A 16,952-nucleotide genomic window follows, 5' to 3' on the forward strand; every position below is an offset into this window, starting at 1 on the left:
TCAGCGATTTATTCCGGCTCTTTTTTCCAAGTTGAATTTATGGAAAACGGATTGAGCCAATGACAATTTCAAAACTTGCCTTATTAGTAAAAACCCTATCACAGCCCCTAATGTATTCGCAATCAAATCGTTGATGTCTGTACTTCTTCCGCTTCCGAGCAAGATCCTAATCGCTAATTGAGTGAGTTCGAATAATAAGCTGACAAAAAAACCAAGGCGGGCCGCCTGTTTAATAGATTGGATTTTCCGGCTCAAAAACGGCAGGTACATGCCGAGTGGCACGAGCATGATGACGTTCAACACAAAAGTCTTTACATCAATCGTTAGAATCGGAATAAAGTTAGCCGCTTTATACCATGGGGTCAAGTTGCGGTATTCACCCAGATTCACTTCAATCGGAAAAATCACCAAATGCAGCATACTCAATAAATAAATGGCGAAAGACAGCACCAGCGTAAATTGGCCCATTCCATAATAATTCCTTTTGAAAAAGGTGGAAACCAGCAAATAGATCAGAAAAATCAAAAATAACGGCAACAAAATGGAACTCGAATTGATGGTGAAGATGATGGAATCATTCATATTTCTTCCTCCTAGCAGTGATTATGTTATTCGCCTTGTAGCCGGCATGCCTTCTTTCAAAGGATAACTAAAGTATAATCAGCATTTTTAAAGTTTTTCTTAAGAAAAGAGAAAGGATTAGTTAATGTTGAAAATAAAAAAAAAAGCAATTCTTTAGCCATTTGACGGCCAAAGAATTGCTTCTTTATGATTGATGTGTTTTTGGATCGGCCAATTTATGGAGATCACTGGAATGTAAAACCTCAAAGCATTCTCATTCATGTTTTCTTTTAAAAATCTTGCCTTACGGCTCTGCCTACCACCAAAGTCGCTGCAAAGAATCCAACAATTCCAAGCAAAAGAGGGACAGCTGTATAGGAGAGCAGATTGGTGCCTGCCGGATCGACAGATGAAGACAAAAGCGCCACGATTAAAACCGAGGAGACGATCGTCACCGGAACAGAGTACTTCATCATGCCAAAAAACAAGGGGATTAATGACAAACCGGCACAAGCAATAGCTATAACGATCAGGTGGATGGCGTATTCTCCCAGCAGAGCGGACGGTAATACAACCGGAGTGAACGAATATATCCCGTTAAAAATGGAAATGCTGTAAAACACAATGATCATCGAAGCGATGACGAAAAAAAAAGTAAGCAAACTGATGATGATCAGCTTAGCCAGCAGCACTTTCTTTCGGCTGACCGGGTACATAAATAGGACGGTAATTGTTTTATTTTTAAATTCTTCAATGATCATAGTAGATAGCAGGACCGAGGCATAAATGACAAAAGCAGCGACTACCAGCAGTTCAATCAGCATCATGATGTCTTCAGCACTTGAAAAAAACTCTTCTACAGCGTCCGGCTCCGTCCCCAACAACAAGAGCATGCCGACAATCGCCGCATTGATCAAGACGAACGCCAAAGCGACGCCCGGCAAATTCATTCTTTTCATTTCCAATTTAATCAGATTAAGCATGCGAATCGCCTCCCTCTATGAGCTGCAGGAAATAATCTTCGAGAGGCTGCTTTTTATCATTGAGCGCACCGATTTTGACTTGGCTTCGGACCATCGCCTGGATAATGTCATTCTGTGTGAGTTGATCATCATAAATATGAATGACACCTCTATCTTCCTTCACCTGAAAGTTCAACGCTTTCAATTCATTTTCCAGCACAAAAGCCGCTTTTGGATAATCCGCTACGACCAATTCCATGTGGTTGGCATGCGTGCTACGGATTTCGTCCATCGAGGCTTCCTTGATCAGTTTTCCTTTTCGGATCACCCCGATCGTATCGGCAATATGCTCAATTTCCGCCAGGTTGTGGCTGGAAATCAATAAAGTGATGCCGTATTGCCTGCTGTGAAAAAATGGGCAGCGCTTCATCACCATCAAATGCAGATCTGACCTTATACCCCTCTTTTTGCAGATGGTTCGACACCATCTCATGAATTTGCTGATCATCTTCAACGAGCAGTATCAATTCGTTCATCGTCATCCTTCTCTCTGAGCAGTTCCATAATATGTTTACCGATAGTTTCTTCTCCTTCATTCCACATGGGGCTCCAGTGTTCCTTTTTTATTGCTTATTTAGGTTCGAGTTTCTGAAAAACAAAGAAAAAGCTGCCGTTGTTTCAGCAGCTTTCAAAAAGACTTCATCATCTTTACAACAAGGCTATGCGCCTCCGGAAGCTGCTGCAGCCTGGTCAGCCTTGACGCAGTCAATCGCTACGACAATGGCGATGACCACTTCCTCCATCTCATCATTCAAGATTTGGACTTTATAACTGTCTCCCCAGCTGAACCATTCTTTGTTCACCTGGCCAATCACTTCCCCGTTCTGCAGGATTTGAAAATCCATATCCCACCAGTTCCCACGAACTTCAATTCCAGTTCCATCAATCGTATAGCGGGCTTTGAGCAAGGAAAACTCTTTTTGGATCGTCAACCGCTCCTGTCCGTTTACTTCAACAAAGAATTTCGGCAGAAAACTGAATGTCTTTTTGGTGATGAGCGCAACTTCAGCTCTGGCCATATTCATAATAGAGAAGGTTTTAGGAATCTGCATAAAGCTGCCTTCCACATAATAGACATCCTGCTGTTGCTTATCCTTCACGGTAAATTTGCCGCTTAAACTGAATACCTTTTGTTTGATGTAGAGTTCATTCATCCTAATCGTCTCCTTTTTATCAGACTGAGGATCATATAAAGAAGTGTAGATAACAAACCTTTTCTGCTTCTATTTCGCGTTTTCTTTATTATGTAGGAAAGCCTTTGAAGAAGCACGCGATTTAGGAATGGGGCTGATATTGCCGGTGGCATCCCACATTATGAGTTAACCCATGAAGAGGGCAGTAAGCAGACAAAGAGGAGCCGATTTTCCGGCTCCTCTTTGCTTTTTCATCATGCGGTAATTTCTTAAATGTATTTATCTTTCAAAGAATCTCCGCCAATTCCACCGACCACCATCAAGAACAACGGTAGGAAGTTGGAAATAAATCGTGGTGCTCCTTCCGGTATGACAACGTTTGTCCCAAAGAAATAATTTGAAGCGAGCAGTATAATTTTTACTGCCAATAAAACTACCCCCACCATAAATACCGTATCAAAAAACGTTTTCCACTTCGGGTGAGCCAATTGTTTACTGTCTTGAATCACTTTATCCTTCAATTCCTTATCACTCCTTAATAATTCATCTATCGTGATACCGAACAGATCACTGAGGTCAATGATCACTTCGATAGTCGGATAGTTTTTCCCTGTCTCCCATTTCGAAACGGACTGTCGACTGACATGAATCTTTTCAGCAAGTTCTGCCTGGGACCACCCCTTTTTTTCTCTTTCACTTTTTAATCGTTCACTAAAAATCATGGCATTCATCGCCTTTCCTTATAATTTCAGTATTATGAAGAGACAGAGCAAAGTAAAGCGAGTTCTGGGCGCACTAAGGAGCAACCTCTGCTTGCTGCCTTGGTGAACGATGTATAGCGGAGTTTCAGCAACTCGCAGTTTCTCCCTTTCTTTTACTATACAACCCCAAAAAATAAAGGAAACCAGGTCTCCCCGATTTCCTTAGGTGTGCTATAAAGTATTCCGTTTCGTCATAGCTGGATTTACTATATCTGGAAATTCCAACAATAAGGATTCTTGTCCAGATTACTCCTTTATTAGGCCGATCATCTATTTCATACCAACTTATTTACCCGTTATACTAAAGGCAATTATCTCTGATAAAAAGGAGGGGCCAAAATGGAAATTGAAAATCTGATCGATGTGAAGACCCGGCAGGAACTGAGGGAATGGCTTGCAGAAAATTCCGCAACGGAGAAATTCTGCTGGGTGGTTGTCAGTGTGAAAGAACAGCCTGGAGTCGTTCAATACTTAGACGCAGTTGAAGAAGCCTTATGTTTTGGTTGGATCGACAGCACAAAAAAGAAACTCTCCGAGACAGAGACAGCCCAACGTCTTTCGCCGCGGAAGAAAAACAGCAATTTTACCGAGTTGAATAAAGAGCGGATAAGAAGATTAGAAAAATTGGGGTTGATGGCGGAAAGAGGACGGCGGGTTTTGCCTGATATGCGTCCGGAGTCCTTTGTCATCGATGAGGAGATTGAAGCACGTCTGAAAAAAGAGGAGCAAGTTTATCAAAACTTCCTGAACTTCCCTGAACCCTATAAAAGAATCCGAATCGATACCATCCAAAGTTATAAACATGACCCTGAACTTTTCAATAAAAGGTTGGACAAATTTATTGAACAGACAAAAGAAAACAAAATGTATGGCCAATGGCATGACAATGGGCGGCTGCTTGATTATTGAAAAACACCAAAAATCCAATGCAAATGGTCTGGTTAAGTACGAACTATAAAAGGCTTAAGCAAAAGCCTTTTATAGTTCGTCTTTTTGGTCACTCTCTTATTGTCTTCTTTTTATGGGTTAATTAAATTATTTTCTAGTATTTTACTAATTTCTACTCAAATTCTCATGTTCATCTCATCTTCTTCTCATATTCCACGGGTAGCTTAGAGAGTATCAAAGTTTTAGGAGGAGTTTAGAGATGAAAATTGTAATCGTACCTTCTGGTTTTAAAGAATGCTTGGATGCGGAAGATGTCGCAGCAGCAATGGAACGGGGCGTCAGACGTTTTGATCCATCGATTAATACAGTTGTGATTCCAATGATTGATGGCGGTGAAGGATTTGTCAAAACCATCATCAATATAAAAGACGGGATGATCATCAATAAAAAAGTGACCGGGCCTGTCGGAAAGAAAATTGATAGTTACTTCGGCTTTTACCAAGAGAGCGGAAAACGAATAGCAGTTATTGAGATGGCAGCAGTGGCTGGACTGAAACTTGTTCCCCGTGACGAACGGAACCCTTTAAAAACGACAACTTATGGGGTAGGCGAATTAATTATTGCTGCTCTCGATTTTGGTATAGACCATATTTTGATCGGCTGTGGAGATTCCGGCACTTCAGACGGCGGCGCTGGGATGGCTCAGGCATTAGGCGTCCAATTTTTTGATAAGAAACAACAACCTGTCCAGATCAAAGGAGGAGAAGATTTACTGGAAGTGGACTATCTTCTTGCGGCAAATGTAGATAGCCGGTTGAAGAATATATCCATCGATGTCGCATGTAATTGGAAGAATATTTTATGCGGAAGAAAAGGTGTAGCGCGCGTTTTCGGACCACAAAAAGGAGCAACTCCCAAACAGGTGGATGTCTTATCCTCAGCATTGGAGCAATATGCTGGAGCTATACAGAACGAAACAGGATTAGATGTCCGTTCATTGCCAGGGAGCGGTGCTTCTGGAGGATTGGGGGCAGGTCTTCTGGCATTCACCAATGCAATCCTGCATCCCCGCTTTGATATCATTATGGATTTTATCAATATAGAAAAAGAAATTTCAACAGCAGATATCGTGTTTACAGCAGAAGGCAGCTTGGACTTCCAAACGCCGAACGGAAAAATTCCATCGGAAGTGGCGCGAATCGCCAAAACAAGCCATATTCCGGTGATTGCAATTACTGGAACCATCGGAGAAGGAGCAGAATTAAATTACCAGGCGGGGATAGATGCCTACAGCAGTATTATTCAAAAACCTGTTTCGATGGAATCGGCTATGATAAATGCCCCGAAATGGATTGAGGAAAGCACTTACTCCGCGTTGCGGAAAGTAGCCATCGGTTGGAGGATGACTGATCAGGGCATATTAAAGAAGGTGTCCGTCTAAATGATGAAAGGGTTCGAAGATCATCTAAAAAAAGAGCGGCTGTTAACTTCCAGAAATTTTTTATACTCGAAGCCGGCAGTTCTTGCTGGTCTGCATGTTTTCTTTTTCTTAGCCATATTGTCAATCGACACGCTGGACTATCCACCAAAGGTTGCTTTATTCGCTTTCTTGTCAGCGATGACGCTATGGGTTACTACGAAAATGCCAGCTGGATTTGTTGCCATTTCACTTATTGGATTCGTTATTATTATGAAGGCTGCCGAACCGGATTTGCTGTACACATCACTTTCAGAACAAGTTATCTGGTTGATGATCGGCTCTTTCATTATCGGAAGTGCCGTCAAAGAATCTGGATTAGCAGAGAGGTTAGTACTCATTATCTTGAGCAAATCAAAGAAAAAAGGAAACGTGTTGGCGGGCATAAATGCTGTTATAGTTGCGACTGTGTTTTTTATCCCCTCCACTTCCGGTCGGGCAGCATTAGCTATGCCAATCATCAATCAACTAAGCAAAAAATACACAGAAGAAGAACAACGTGTTTTGGTTCTGTTAGCGCCACTGCTCATCTTAATGAGCACTTCCGCTACTTTTATCGGAGCCGGTTCGCATTTAATCGGAATTGGGCTGCTTGAAAGTACAGTCCATCAGTCCATTTCTTTTATCCAATGGTTCATCTGGGGGCTCCCTTTTGCCGCCGTGATGACGATTGTTTCCTTTTTCGTTGTGAAATGGACGCTTTGGCCAAAAAATGGAGGGGAACTGCTGGAAAACAGCCAAATGGCTGAACTTTCCGAAGTAAAAAAACAAATGAATCCAATAGAAAAAAAGACATTATTCGTGTTGGTTTCTTTGATTGCATTTTGGATGACGGAAAGCATTCACGGCTATGACATTGCTTTCGTGGCAATGGTCGGTGCGATTTTTGTCATGGCACCAACCTACGGTATTATTAGCTGGAAACAGGGAATGAAGTCTGTTTCATGGAATTTGATCATCTTTGTGGCCGCAGCGGCAGCATTGGGGAAAGTGTTAGTGGATACAGGAGTGGTCAAATGGGTGGAAAAAGAAATGCTGTTCTTTCTCCAGCTATTTGCAGATGCTCCAGATTGGCAGATTGTGTTGGCTATTCTGCTCGTATCCGTGACGAGCCATTTATATATTACCTCACATACTACTCGTGCCATCGTCTTTATCCCAGGTTTTTTGCTGTTCAGTGAAGCAATCGGGGCAAACGCATCTACCGTGGTTTTTTTAAGTTTAATTGGCATGAACTATTGCGTAACGTTCCCTGTCAGTTCAAAAGCATTGCTGCTCTTTTATGAGGATGAAGAAAACTCATACGATGCAAAAACTCTACTGAAAATCAGTTTGCTGTTAATGCCGATTTACATCGGCGTAATGATGCTGTTTTATTTTTCTTATTGGCAATGGACCGGGCTGCAATTGTAAAAGGAGACATCAAACAAACACTTCCGGAATCAAGTAAAATATTAACCGATTAACGGCATCCAATCCATATGGCAGAACTGCATCCTTAAGCTCACTCAACCATCCCACCCGAAAATGATAATTTTTGCTAATGAAAACTCAAGCAAAAGTTAAGGCTGTTGAAAAGAACCGACTTCTTTTCAACAGCCTTTTCAATTTTAGCCGCTTATTTAAACTAAACTCTCTTCATTTCTAGTTAATTAGAAATTATGTCATTTCTGAAGTTTTTCTCCGGCTTCCACTGAAAGCGTCTCTTCGACAAACTGAATGGCTTTTTCGACAATAAAATCCAATTCATGGTCCATAGAGGCAATATGATACGAGTTGTGCAGTTCATATTTACAGGTGTTTTCTGATTGAACTTTAGTGAGAATATAGTCTGTGTTGCTCGGCGGCACGACATGGTCTTCAAGCGATTGGAAACATACGACCGGACAACGCACGTCCGAGAGTTTAGCATCAACCGCGTTCATATAATGCAATAATTGGTGATACGCTTTCACTGGCGCCTGCTCATAAGTGATTTCCACCGCATCCTCTTTTTTGATGTCCGGCTGGTCTTCTGTAACATAAGTGGCAGATGGTTGGGTGCGGTATGTTTCAAACGCAGGGATATTGATCGCTGGATTGATGAGGACAATTCCTTCAATGTCGAAGTGGCGGCTGGCCAAATCCAAACTCAAGGTCCCCCCCATCGATTGCCCGATGACGATCACGCTGGAACATGTCTTTCGCAGTTCATTATAGGCCTCTTCTATCCGTGCAGACCAATCGTTGCAGATAAACTGTTCAAGGTCTTTGAAATGCGTGCCGTGGCCAGGAAGCCTCGGACAAGAAACCGTATAGCCACGTGCAGCTATTGCCTCGCCTAAATCCCTTACACTTTGCGGCGTACCTAAAAAGCCGTGGCACAATAAAATCCCCGTGCTATTGCCTTTCAGAAAAAATGAATCAGCTTGTGGGATAACCGGATATTGTTCAATAGCCATTTGAATCCTCCTTTGCCTGTTTTAAAGCTATATTTTGTTGTTAGGCGTTACCAGTACTGAAAAAAGCTTATTCACATTAGACTACACTTAAAACCTACTTGTCAACTAGGTTTTAAAACCAACTATTTTGAAGCTATACATTTGCTGAACAGATGACTCCCCAACCAACTGAGCGTTATATCCAGAAACATAAAAAAAAGAATCTCTCCCTATCGATGAAGGAGAGACTCTTTTTCGATGGTGACCACTTGTTTTGTATCTGCTGCCTCCATGATGCCTAACATCACTTTCAGCGATTTGAGTGCATCTTCACCCGTAACAATCGGTTCCTGATCAAGGCGGATGGCGTCGATAAAAGCATCGATGACGCCGCTGGGTGTCTGGTTATCGTTTGTTTGGATGGCTTCCAGCTCATAATTCACTTTTTCACCGGATTGCATGATGATTTCAAGCTGGTACTGTTCGTTATGATAAATTTTCATGATGCCTTTCTCGCAATAGACGACGGTGCTGTTGTCTTCTTCTCCATAATAGGTCCAGGAAAAGGCTGCGTTTCCGAGACTCCCTTTTCGGGTTGCCAGACTGCATACCAGATTGTCACATACTTCTATCGGCTCCCCGTTTTCATCCACTTTATGCAACGCTCCTTGAAATGCGCTGACTTGAACAATTTCATCATCGAGCAAATAATGCAGCAAGTCGATTTTGTGGATGCCAAGGTCTCCGCCTACGCCAAATCCGGACCGCTCCTTTTTGAAAAACCAGGTTGACTTGGTCTTATTGATGCCCCAGGCTTCCGGACCTGCATGGCCAAATGCTGTACGGAACGTCAGCACCTTTCCAAGTTCCCCGCCGGCAAGGATTTCCCTCGCTTTCTGGTGGGCGCGTGTAAAGCGCTGATTATGGTCAACCATCAGTTTTTTCCCGGATTTTTTTTGGGCCGCCAAAATTTCTTTCGCGTATTCCACTGTCAATGAAATTGGTTTTTCACACAAGACATGCTTGCCGCTCAGAAGCGCCCGTGTAGAAAATAAATGATGACGCTCATTTGAAGAACAGTCGCTGATTGCCGCAATGTCAGGATCAGCAAACAGCTCATCCACGCTCTTTACGAGCGTTCCGCCAAACAGTTCCACCATCGCTTCGGACCGGTCGAGGTTCCGGTCATAAAAAACGATTTCATCGACATAGGGATTTGCTGTATATTCCGGTGCATGGCGCATTTTCGTTATGGACCCGCATCCGATAATGCCTACCTTGATGCCCATCCCATCTCCTCCTATTCTCTTTTTTGGAATACCACTGCAATAATGATGATCAATCCTTTAACGAATCCCTGAAGGTGAGGAGAAACATTCATCAGATTCATCATGTTGTTCAAGATTCCCAATATCAAGATGCCAAAGATCGTTCCGATTATTTTTCCGCGTCCACCGGTCATGCGCGTGCCCCCGATGATAACGGCTGCAATGGCGTCAAGTTCGTATTGCGCACCTGAACTTGAGGAAGATATCGAATTCAGCCGTGACGTTTCAATGACAGCCGCAATTCCGACCAAGGTTCCAATCAGCGTATAGACCCCAATTTTAATGCGGTCTACTCGGATCGCCGACAGCATGGCCGCTTTTTCGTTTGATCCCAGGGCATAGACGTACCTGCCGAATCGGGTTTTGTGCATCAATACATAAATCAGCACAGCCATTACGAAGAAAATGATGACAGGAAAATCAAAAATCCAAAAATCACTGTTGGCGATAGCGGTAAATCCGCTGACTTCACCCGACACACTGCCGCCTTCCGCGATATAAAGCGCGATGGAACGTGCCCCTGCCATCATTCCGAGCGTAGCGATAAATGAGGCGATTCTTCCTTTCGCGACCATCAGGCCATTCAGGAACCCGGCAAACGAACCGACCAAAAGCGCTGTCAAAACGCCGATCCAAATACTGCCGGAGGCATTCAATGCCAGCACTGACACCACACCGGCGAGCGCCAGAACGGAACCGACCGACAAATCGATGCCACCTGACAGCATGACGACGGTCATGCCAAGTGCGATAATCCCGATAATCGAAACTTGCATCAGGATATTAAGTTGATTGTTCATATCAAGAAATCGCGGGTTCATCGCAGAAGCGCCGATATAAATGATGACAAATGCGATAATGACGCTGTATTCCGACCAAAGCCAGGACATCCGGCTTTTCATGCTTGGAGATTCCGGGCTGTATTGTTTTGCGTCTATATTAGCCAATTTTCTCTCCCTCCCTTTTTGCTCCTGTGGCATAATGCATGATTTCCTCTTCGCTTGCCTCTTCGCCTGTGAAGCGCGCAGTGATTTCGCCGTGGTACATGACGTTGATGTCGTGGCAAATCCGCATCACTTCCGGGGCTTCGGATGACAGGATAATGATGGCTTTGCCAAAATCCGCAAGCATCAGAATCTGCTGGTAAATCTCCTGTTTGGCTCCCACATCGATTCCTTGTGTCGGGTTATCGAAAATCAGGATATCCGTCTCCGCTTCCAGCCATTTGGCGATGATGACTTTCTGCTGATTTCCGCCGCTTAACTTATCGATGGTGATTCGCGGATTGTGCACTTTGATATTCAAGGCTTCTTTGTAGGTCTGGAACTTCTGCTGTTCCTTTTTGCCCTGTATAAAACCCAACCGCTCAAAATTCCCCATCGATGACAAGCTCATATTATGGATGACGCTTAAATCTTTGATGATCGCATTTTCTTTCCGGTCTTTCGGCACATAGCCCATTCCCGCTTGCAGCGCTTTTCGGGGATGATTAATCTTCACGGGTTTGCCTTTCACTTTCACGATGCCTGAGTATTTCTTCCGGTAACCAAACAAACTTTCAAAAAGTTCCGTTCTGCCATCGCCCGCAAGACCCGTAAAGCCCACTATCTGTCCTTGGCGGACGGAGAAATTAATATCTTTAAATAAGCCGGCGCTCGTCAATCCTTCTACTTCCAGCGCCACTTCACCAAACTCATGCCCATGCACATACCGTTCCTGGGAAATGGATTTGCCCACCATCAGCTTGGTGATCACTTCCAGATTCTCATTTTCCATGACATCGGTCTTCACCAACTGGCCGTCCCGCAAAACCGTATAGCGATCACATACTTCCTGGATTTCCTTCAACTTATGGGAAATATAGATGATGGAAACGCCGGACTTTTTCAAGTTCTTCATGAGAACAAAAAGTCGGCTTACTTCGTGCTCTGCAAGCGACGTCGTCGGTTCATCCATGATGATCAATTGCGACTTGTGCAGCAGCGCTTTTGAAATCTCGATCAATTGCTTATAGGAAGTCGCAAGGTTGCGGACATACTCTTTCGGATTGATGGTAACGCCAAGTTCCGCTAAAATTTCGCGGGTTTGGCGGCACATTTCTTCCACGTTCAAAAATCCGATTTTATTGCGAATTTCTGAACCTAGAAACATGTTTTCATAAACCCTCAAATCACCGACCATGTTCAGCTCCTGATGAATAAAGCTGATGCCCTGTGCCTGTGAAACATGCGGATCCGCCATTTTAACTTCCTCGCCATTGATGAAGATCTGTCCGTTGTCTGGTTGATGGACACCGCCTAAAATATTCATCAACGTCGATTTTCCCGCTCCGTTTTCACCAAGCAATGCATGAATTTCACCTTTTTCCACTTCCAGTGTTACTTTCTTCAAGACCGGTACGCCATTAAATGATTTTTCGATGGTGTTCATTGCCACAAAAGGATGTGAAGCCATGCCTTTACCCCCTTATAGGAAAACAGGAAATGCAATGGCTCCATTGCATTTCCCGGCAATTCGTCTAGAATTTCGATTCAGGATCATAATACTCATCGACATTTTCTTTTGTTACTTGCGTTGCTTCCTTGACAACCATCGCTTCAGCCGGTTCTTCGCCTTTGGCAATGTCTCCCGCAATTTTCACTGCATCTTCCACCATAGTCGGCGAGTAAAGGAACGTAGCTTTCATGAGCCCATCGTTTTGGATATCTTCAAAAACGCCTTTTGCCCCGCCGGCACCCGTAACAAATTGAATATCCGTACGGCCGGCTTCTTTAATGGCCTGCAGTACGCCTAATGCCATCCCATCATCTTGCGTGAAGACGGCATCAATTTCAGGGTTTGCCTGTAAAATATTCTGCATGACTTCCAATGATTTTTCAGTCGAGAAGTCTCCGCTTTGGGATGCAATGATTTCCATTCCTGATTCACTCGCAACTGCTTCTTTAAACCCAGATCCCCGCTGTTCCGTCACAGAACTTGGAGGGCCAGTGATTTCAACGATTTTCCCTTCGCCATTCAATTGTTCCACGAAGTATTTTCCTGCATTGACACCAATTCCTTCATTGTCTCCTTTAACCACCACCGTTGCCGCATCATTTTCAAGTTCCCGGTCAACAATGACCAACGGGATGCCCGCATCTTTGATTTTTTGTCCGACCGGACTCAAAGCCGCGGATTCAATCGGCAGCATGACAATAACGTCTACTTCTTGTGCAATCAGATCATCCACGTCGTTTGCCTGCGTATTTGGATCTTCCGCATTGGTCATGACATAATCAATGCCTTCACTTTCTTTTAACGCCTTCGCCTGCTTTTCAGCACTGTCAATTAAAGCGCCCATCCAGCCATGCGTTGCCGAAGGAAGGGAAATCCCAATCGTCAATTGCTCGTCGCCGCTTGCCCCTTCATCCGTAGAACCGGAGCCGCCGCTTTCTGAACTGCCGCATGCCGCCAAACCGAAAATTGTGATAAAAGACAATAAAATGATCCACAATTTCTTCACTTTATTCACCCCTTTATATTTTTGAAAACCCGTTTCTTAACCTGAATGCTTACGTATCAGCTAAGCCCAGCGCTCCATCATCAAGCTTTTAATAACAGAGCGCTGGCCTCAGCCTCCTTATCCGGTTGTCGATTCCCTGATGACCAGTTCGTGGCCCAAAACGATGCTGTCCACTGTTTTCCCTTGTATCTTTTCAATCAGCATCCTTGCCGCTACCGTCCCCATCTTGTACATCGGTTGAGCAACGGTTGTCAGTGCCGGATTCGTCATATTGGAAAAATCAATCTTATCAAAACCGACTACGGCCACATCCTCCGGTACGTGGAGTCCTGCTGCATTAATCTCTTTTAATGCACCGATTGCCAATAAATCCGATACCGCAAAAACAGCTGTCGGCCGGTCCTGCAACTGAAGAATTTTTTTCATCGTTTGTTGGCCTTGTTCGAAGCCCAATTCCTGTGTATAGAAGATATACTCTCCGTCCAACGGAATGCCATGTTCCTGAAGTGCCCGCTCGTATCCCATCCGCCGTTCGCGTGCATAGAGGAATTTTTCGTCGGAATTCATTAAGGCGATTTTTCGGTGTCCGATCTGGATCAGGTGCTTTACCGCATGGTAAGAAGCTTCTTCGCTGTCGATGGTGACATAAGGAATTCCGATGCCTCCTCCATATTCGCTGCATTGTATAATGGCATGGTTTTCCGCCAATTCCTTCAATGTCTCCACATTTACCGCCGGATCCATCGAGATGATGCCATCTGCCATCTTTTTCCGAACCAAATCAAAATAAATCTCTTCTTTTTCCGGCTTCGAATCCGTTTCGCACAGCAAAATGCTGTAATTCTGGCTGAGTGCCATATTTTCAATTCCCTTGATGACTTCAAAATAGAACGGATTGGAAATAGAGGGAATCAGAATCAATACAATGCGGCTTTCGGAATTCCGCAGGTTCCGGCCGAGCATGCTCGGCTCATAATTTAAGTATTGGATCGCCTCCTCTACCTTTTGTTTTGTTTTTGTGCTTACTTTGTCTTTACCATTGAGCACCCGAGAGACTGTTGCAACTGAAACGCCTGCCTGCTTAGCCACTTGCTGGATGTTTGCCATATACGTTCCTTCTTTCTGACCCCACGCTCTCGTTTTGAAATGTAATCGATTACATTTTCATCTTAATTTATTCAGAATTATCTGTCAATAAGTATTTTTTTACTTTGAAATAGATTGATTTAAGCGTATTATTTCTATATGTTAATAATGTAATGGTTTACATGACAGTATATTCAGATATTTCAAGGAGGAGGGGTTCTATTGAAGTTAGGAGTCTTTACTGTATTATTTTCCGATAGGAACTTTGAAGATATGCTGGCTTACGTCTCTTCAAAAGGCATCGAGGCCATCGAATTAGGCACTGGCGGCTTCCCGGGAGATGCCCATTGCAAATTGGATGAACTGCTTGATGATGAGGCAAAACTGCAAGCTTTCAAGCAAAAGATTGAAGATGCCGGCTTGATCATCAGTGCACTCAGCTGTCACGCCAATCCGCTCCATCCGCAACAGCAAATTGCCGGTCCTGCAGACGAATTGCTCATCAAGACCTTGCAGCTGGCATCAAAACTCGAAGTTCCGGTCGTCAACACGTTTTCCGGCTGTCCCGGCGACCACGAAAACGCACTTTATCCAAACTGGCCAGTTGCCGCCTGGCCAAACGATTTCCAGGAAATCCTGAAATGGCAGTGGCAAGAAAAACTGATTCCTTACTGGAAAGAAAAAAACCGGCTCGCCGAATCGCTCAACGTGAAAATCGGCCTTGAACTGCACGGCGGGTTTTCCGTCCACACCCCGGCGACCATGCTGCGGCTGCGGGAAGCGTGCGGTCCGGCCATTGGCGCCAACCTGGATCCGAGCCATATGTGGTGGCAAGGCATCGATCCGGTGGAAGCCATCAAAATTCTCGGACGCGAAAACGCTATCCATCATTTCCATGCCAAAGACACTGTCATCGACCAACAAAACACAAACCGAAACGGCCTGACGGACATGACCGACTATTCCCAGATAAAAGACCGCGCCTGGTATTTCCGTACTGTTGGATTCGGACATGACCAAAAAACCTGGGCTGACATCATCAGTGCTTTGCGCCTTTACGACTACGATTATGTCGTCAGCATCGAACACGAAGACGGGCTGATGTCGATTAATGAGGGCTTCACGAAAGCTGTAGAGAATTTGAAACCCGTGATCGTGAAAGAGTCTGTTGGTGAGATGTGGTGGACGTGAGTGTGGATCATTAGTTAACAAGAAAAACCTCATTCAGCTCTCTGTAACAGGGCTGAATGAGGTTTATTGATTGTTTTCTTTAACTGGATGGACACAGATTTTCTCTCCTACTCCAGCTCTTCTTCCGCAAGCAGCTTGAACCCTTCGATCATCGTGTCTTCTTCCACTTCAATCAGGATACAGCGTTTGCCGTTGTAATTGACTTCTTTGACGTATCGTAAGTCTTGAGGGCTGATTGCGATATTTGCGACTTTCGTGTTGATTTTGATGGACTTGGACGCATAACTTGGAACGATATGGCTTGCTTTCATTTCGTAGGTTTTGTCTTGAACCACTTGCTGAAAAGCCCGTTCCACTTTTTCGGGGCTGACTTCTTTGACGCCGCTCGCTTTCAGTACACGTGTAATTTCTGTTGTATCCAGAACCGGCGCGCTTTCTTCATCATCTTCACTTTCTTCTGCTACGACGAGCATCTGATTGATTTCATCGTAAACACCGGCAAGTGTTCTTGAATTCACTTCTTCTCCAATGACAGCTTTCACAATTTCTTCAAAGACCGCTTTCTCTTCCTCAGCTGTAACAATTTCGTCGCCATTCAAGACGTTCTCGATAAACTGGAAATCCGGTTTATTCGCTTTGCCTGCTGCGTACAAGATGTGATGGATATCGGCGGCATTGTCCGTGAAGCTTGGGAACAGGAATCCGCCGATCGGCGAGCTCAGCTTGATGACCGGATCGACCAGTACATTCGCTTTATACTCCTTCTCGACAAAATCAAAGACCAATGAGCTTTTCGGCAGTTCCGTCTGGTTCATGCTGCAAAGGATAAACGATGTCGTATACACTTCATCCCGCATGTCGATTTCCGTCTCATCGGGCTGGCGTCTTGTCGTCTTATGATAATTCCCGCGGATGAACGTGACCACCGTGTCTTTTTCGTATGGCCGTTCTTCCACCATCTTCAAGGCGATGCGCTGCATATTCGCTTTCCATTCAGCAACCTCACTTGCCTCCAGCCCTTCATACAAAAGCTTTTGCGTATGATCCGCTTGCCCTTCTTCCTGAGGCTGGAATTTCACTTCAAACATCTTCGCATCCAGTTTGCCGCCCAAGACTTTTTTAAAGTTCTCAAGGAACAATTCCTGCTGATCGCGGTCCAACATGGCAAAAGAACGGCTTTCCTCGTGGAAGATTTCCGTGCTTTCCTGCTGGATGTAGATATTATAAATTTCCGCGATCTTCAGTAGATCGGTATCCAGTTTAAATCGCTTGCGAATATCTGCTATATCTTTTTTATTCATTTTCAAGTCCAACTCCCTGGCTAATAAAATCCGTGTGATGCATAAAAAGACATCCAATGTTTTCGTGCAGCTTTTACCACCTCTTCATTATAACAATATTTAAGATGAAGAAAGGATGACAGTCAATTCAGGTTTGACTGTCATCCTGCAATAAGCGAAACAAACTATTTCTCCATACTCGAATGCAAATTAAAAAAATAAGAATCAATAGTATTCTGAAATATATATATTTTCTAAATTCATCAGATTTTAAAGTTGAATTTGGTTTTCTGGAAGTGTTGG

At 44.0% G+C, this 16,952-nt stretch carries 17 protein-coding genes; 4 read left to right on the forward strand and 13 right to left on the reverse strand.

Annotated elements, in window-relative coordinates; genetic code table 11:
- The 6 genes from IRE19_RS10560 to IRE19_RS10585 all read right to left on the reverse strand — a co-directional run bounded on the left by IRE19_RS10560 (position 1) and on the right by IRE19_RS10585 (position 3,438).
- On the reverse strand, positions 1 to 582 hold the full coding sequence (locus IRE19_RS10560; protein ID WP_203340358.1) for a VanZ family protein: 582 nt from the start codon (positions 580 to 582) through the stop codon (positions 1 to 3).
- Between the two features lie 269 nt (positions 583 to 851).
- Positions 852 to 1,544, reverse strand: coding sequence for an ABC transporter permease (locus IRE19_RS10565; RefSeq protein WP_203340359.1), 693 nt, complete (start codon positions 1,542 to 1,544; stop codon positions 852 to 854).
- A complete protein-coding gene (locus IRE19_RS10570) occupies positions 1,537 to 1,815 on the reverse strand; it encodes a hypothetical protein (RefSeq protein WP_203340360.1) in 279 nt (92 codons plus the stop codon). The genes IRE19_RS10565 and IRE19_RS10570 overlap by 8 nt, the downstream gene beginning before the upstream one ends.
- A gap of 58 nt (positions 1,816 to 1,873) precedes the next feature.
- On the reverse strand, positions 1,874 to 2,059 hold the full coding sequence (locus IRE19_RS10575) for a response regulator (RefSeq protein ID WP_203340361.1): 186 nt from the start codon (positions 2,057 to 2,059) through the stop codon (positions 1,874 to 1,876).
- Between the two features lie 183 nt (positions 2,060 to 2,242).
- Complete coding sequence (locus tag IRE19_RS10580; RefSeq protein ID WP_203340362.1) at positions 2,243 to 2,737, reverse strand: LURP-one-related/scramblase family protein; 495 nt, start codon at positions 2,735 to 2,737, stop codon at positions 2,243 to 2,245.
- A gap of 248 nt (positions 2,738 to 2,985) precedes the next feature.
- Positions 2,986 to 3,438 carry a helix-turn-helix domain-containing protein gene (locus IRE19_RS10585; RefSeq protein WP_191715064.1) on the reverse strand — a complete coding sequence of 151 codons (453 nt, stop codon included), beginning with the start codon at positions 3,436 to 3,438 and terminating at the stop codon, positions 2,986 to 2,988.
- A gap of 378 nt (positions 3,439 to 3,816) precedes the next feature.
- Between IRE19_RS10585 and IRE19_RS10590 the strand changes: the two genes are divergently transcribed.
- The 3 genes from IRE19_RS10590 to IRE19_RS10600 all read left to right on the forward strand — a co-directional run bounded on the left by IRE19_RS10590 (position 3,817) and on the right by IRE19_RS10600 (position 7,255).
- Entirely contained in the window at positions 3,817 to 4,386 is a 570-nt protein-coding gene (locus IRE19_RS10590) for a YdeI/OmpD-associated family protein (protein WP_203340363.1), read from the forward strand.
- 238 nt (positions 4,387 to 4,624) lie between these two features.
- Entirely contained in the window at positions 4,625 to 5,806 is a 1,182-nt protein-coding gene (locus tag IRE19_RS10595) for a glycerate kinase family protein (RefSeq protein WP_203340364.1), read from the forward strand.
- A complete protein-coding gene (locus IRE19_RS10600) occupies positions 5,807 to 7,255 on the forward strand; it encodes an SLC13 family permease (RefSeq protein ID WP_238943167.1) in 1,449 nt (482 codons plus the stop codon).
- 251 nt (positions 7,256 to 7,506) lie between these two features.
- Here the strand turns inward: IRE19_RS10600 and IRE19_RS10605 are convergent, their stop codons facing one another.
- The 6 genes from IRE19_RS10605 to IRE19_RS10630 form a co-directional block, all read right to left on the reverse strand.
- Positions 7,507 to 8,283, reverse strand: a complete 777-nt coding sequence (locus tag IRE19_RS10605) for an alpha/beta hydrolase (protein WP_203340365.1) — start codon at positions 8,281 to 8,283, stop codon at positions 7,507 to 7,509.
- Between the two features lie 209 nt (positions 8,284 to 8,492).
- Positions 8,493 to 9,551 (reverse strand): Gfo/Idh/MocA family protein, encoded by a 1,059-nt coding sequence (locus IRE19_RS10610; RefSeq protein ID WP_203340366.1) that lies wholly within the window; start codon positions 9,549 to 9,551, stop codon positions 8,493 to 8,495.
- 11 nt (positions 9,552 to 9,562) lie between these two features.
- A complete protein-coding gene (locus tag IRE19_RS10615; protein ID WP_238943168.1) occupies positions 9,563 to 10,537 on the reverse strand; it encodes an ABC transporter permease in 975 nt (324 codons plus the stop codon).
- Positions 10,530 to 12,044, reverse strand: a complete 1,515-nt coding sequence (locus IRE19_RS10620; RefSeq protein WP_203340367.1) for a sugar ABC transporter ATP-binding protein — start codon at positions 12,042 to 12,044, stop codon at positions 10,530 to 10,532. Before IRE19_RS10620 ends, IRE19_RS10615 begins: the two co-directional genes overlap by 8 nt.
- Before the next feature lie 64 nt (positions 12,045 to 12,108).
- Entirely contained in the window at positions 12,109 to 13,092 is a 984-nt protein-coding gene (locus IRE19_RS10625; RefSeq protein WP_203340368.1) for a substrate-binding domain-containing protein, read from the reverse strand.
- A 117-nt stretch (positions 13,093 to 13,209) separates the two neighbouring features.
- A complete protein-coding gene (locus IRE19_RS10630) occupies positions 13,210 to 14,199 on the reverse strand; it encodes a LacI family DNA-binding transcriptional regulator (protein WP_203340369.1) in 990 nt (329 codons plus the stop codon).
- Positions 14,200 to 14,400: 201 nt separating this feature from the next.
- On the opposite strand from IRE19_RS10630, the gene IRE19_RS10635 reads away from it, so the two are divergent.
- A complete protein-coding gene (locus IRE19_RS10635) occupies positions 14,401 to 15,369 on the forward strand; it encodes a sugar phosphate isomerase/epimerase family protein (protein ID WP_203340370.1) in 969 nt (322 codons plus the stop codon).
- Between the two features lie 107 nt (positions 15,370 to 15,476).
- Here IRE19_RS10635 and IRE19_RS10640 read toward each other — a convergent pair whose 3' ends face one another.
- A complete protein-coding gene (locus IRE19_RS10640; RefSeq protein ID WP_203340371.1) occupies positions 15,477 to 16,670 on the reverse strand; it encodes a DUF4317 domain-containing protein in 1,194 nt (397 codons plus the stop codon).
- Positions 16,671 to 16,952 lie beyond the last annotated feature (282 nt).

Source organism: Planococcus beijingensis, assembly GCF_016820615.1.
GTDB classification, from domain to species: domain Bacteria; phylum Bacillota; class Bacilli; order Bacillales_A; family Planococcaceae; genus Planococcus; species Planococcus notacanthi.

Coding starts and splice junctions, on each gene's coding strand:
- IRE19_RS10560 (WP_203340358.1), bottom strand. CDS start 582: ATGAATGATTCCATCATCTTCACCATCAATTCGAGTTCCATTTTGTTG.
- IRE19_RS10565 (WP_203340359.1), bottom strand. CDS start 1,544: ATGCTTAATCTGATTAAATTGGAAATGAAAAGAATGAATTTGCCGGGC.
- IRE19_RS10570 (WP_203340360.1), bottom strand. CDS start 1,815: ATGGACGAAATCCGTAGCACGCATGCCAACCACATGGAATTGGTCGTA.
- IRE19_RS10575 (WP_203340361.1), bottom strand. CDS start 2,059: ATGAACGAATTGATACTGCTCGTTGAAGATGATCAGCAAATTCATGAG.
- IRE19_RS10580 (WP_203340362.1), bottom strand. CDS start 2,737: ATGAATGAACTCTACATCAAACAAAAGGTATTCAGTTTAAGCGGCAAA.
- IRE19_RS10585 (WP_191715064.1), bottom strand. CDS start 3,438: ATGATTTTTAGTGAACGATTAAAAAGTGAAAGAGAAAAAAAGGGGTGG.
- IRE19_RS10590 (WP_203340363.1), top strand. CDS start 3,817: ATGGAAATTGAAAATCTGATCGATGTGAAGACCCGGCAGGAACTGAGG.
- IRE19_RS10595 (WP_203340364.1), top strand. CDS start 4,625: ATGAAAATTGTAATCGTACCTTCTGGTTTTAAAGAATGCTTGGATGCG.
- IRE19_RS10600 (WP_238943167.1), top strand. CDS start 5,807: ATGATGAAAGGGTTCGAAGATCATCTAAAAAAAGAGCGGCTGTTAACT.
- IRE19_RS10605 (WP_203340365.1), bottom strand. CDS start 8,283: ATGGCTATTGAACAATATCCGGTTATCCCACAAGCTGATTCATTTTTT.
- IRE19_RS10610 (WP_203340366.1), bottom strand. CDS start 9,551: ATGGGCATCAAGGTAGGCATTATCGGATGCGGGTCCATAACGAAAATG.
- IRE19_RS10620 (WP_203340367.1), bottom strand. CDS start 12,044: ATGGCTTCACATCCTTTTGTGGCAATGAACACCATCGAAAAATCATTT.
- IRE19_RS10630 (WP_203340369.1), bottom strand. CDS start 14,199: ATGGCAAACATCCAGCAAGTGGCTAAGCAGGCAGGCGTTTCAGTTGCA.
- IRE19_RS10640 (WP_203340371.1), bottom strand. CDS start 16,670: ATGAATAAAAAAGATATAGCAGATATTCGCAAGCGATTTAAACTGGAT.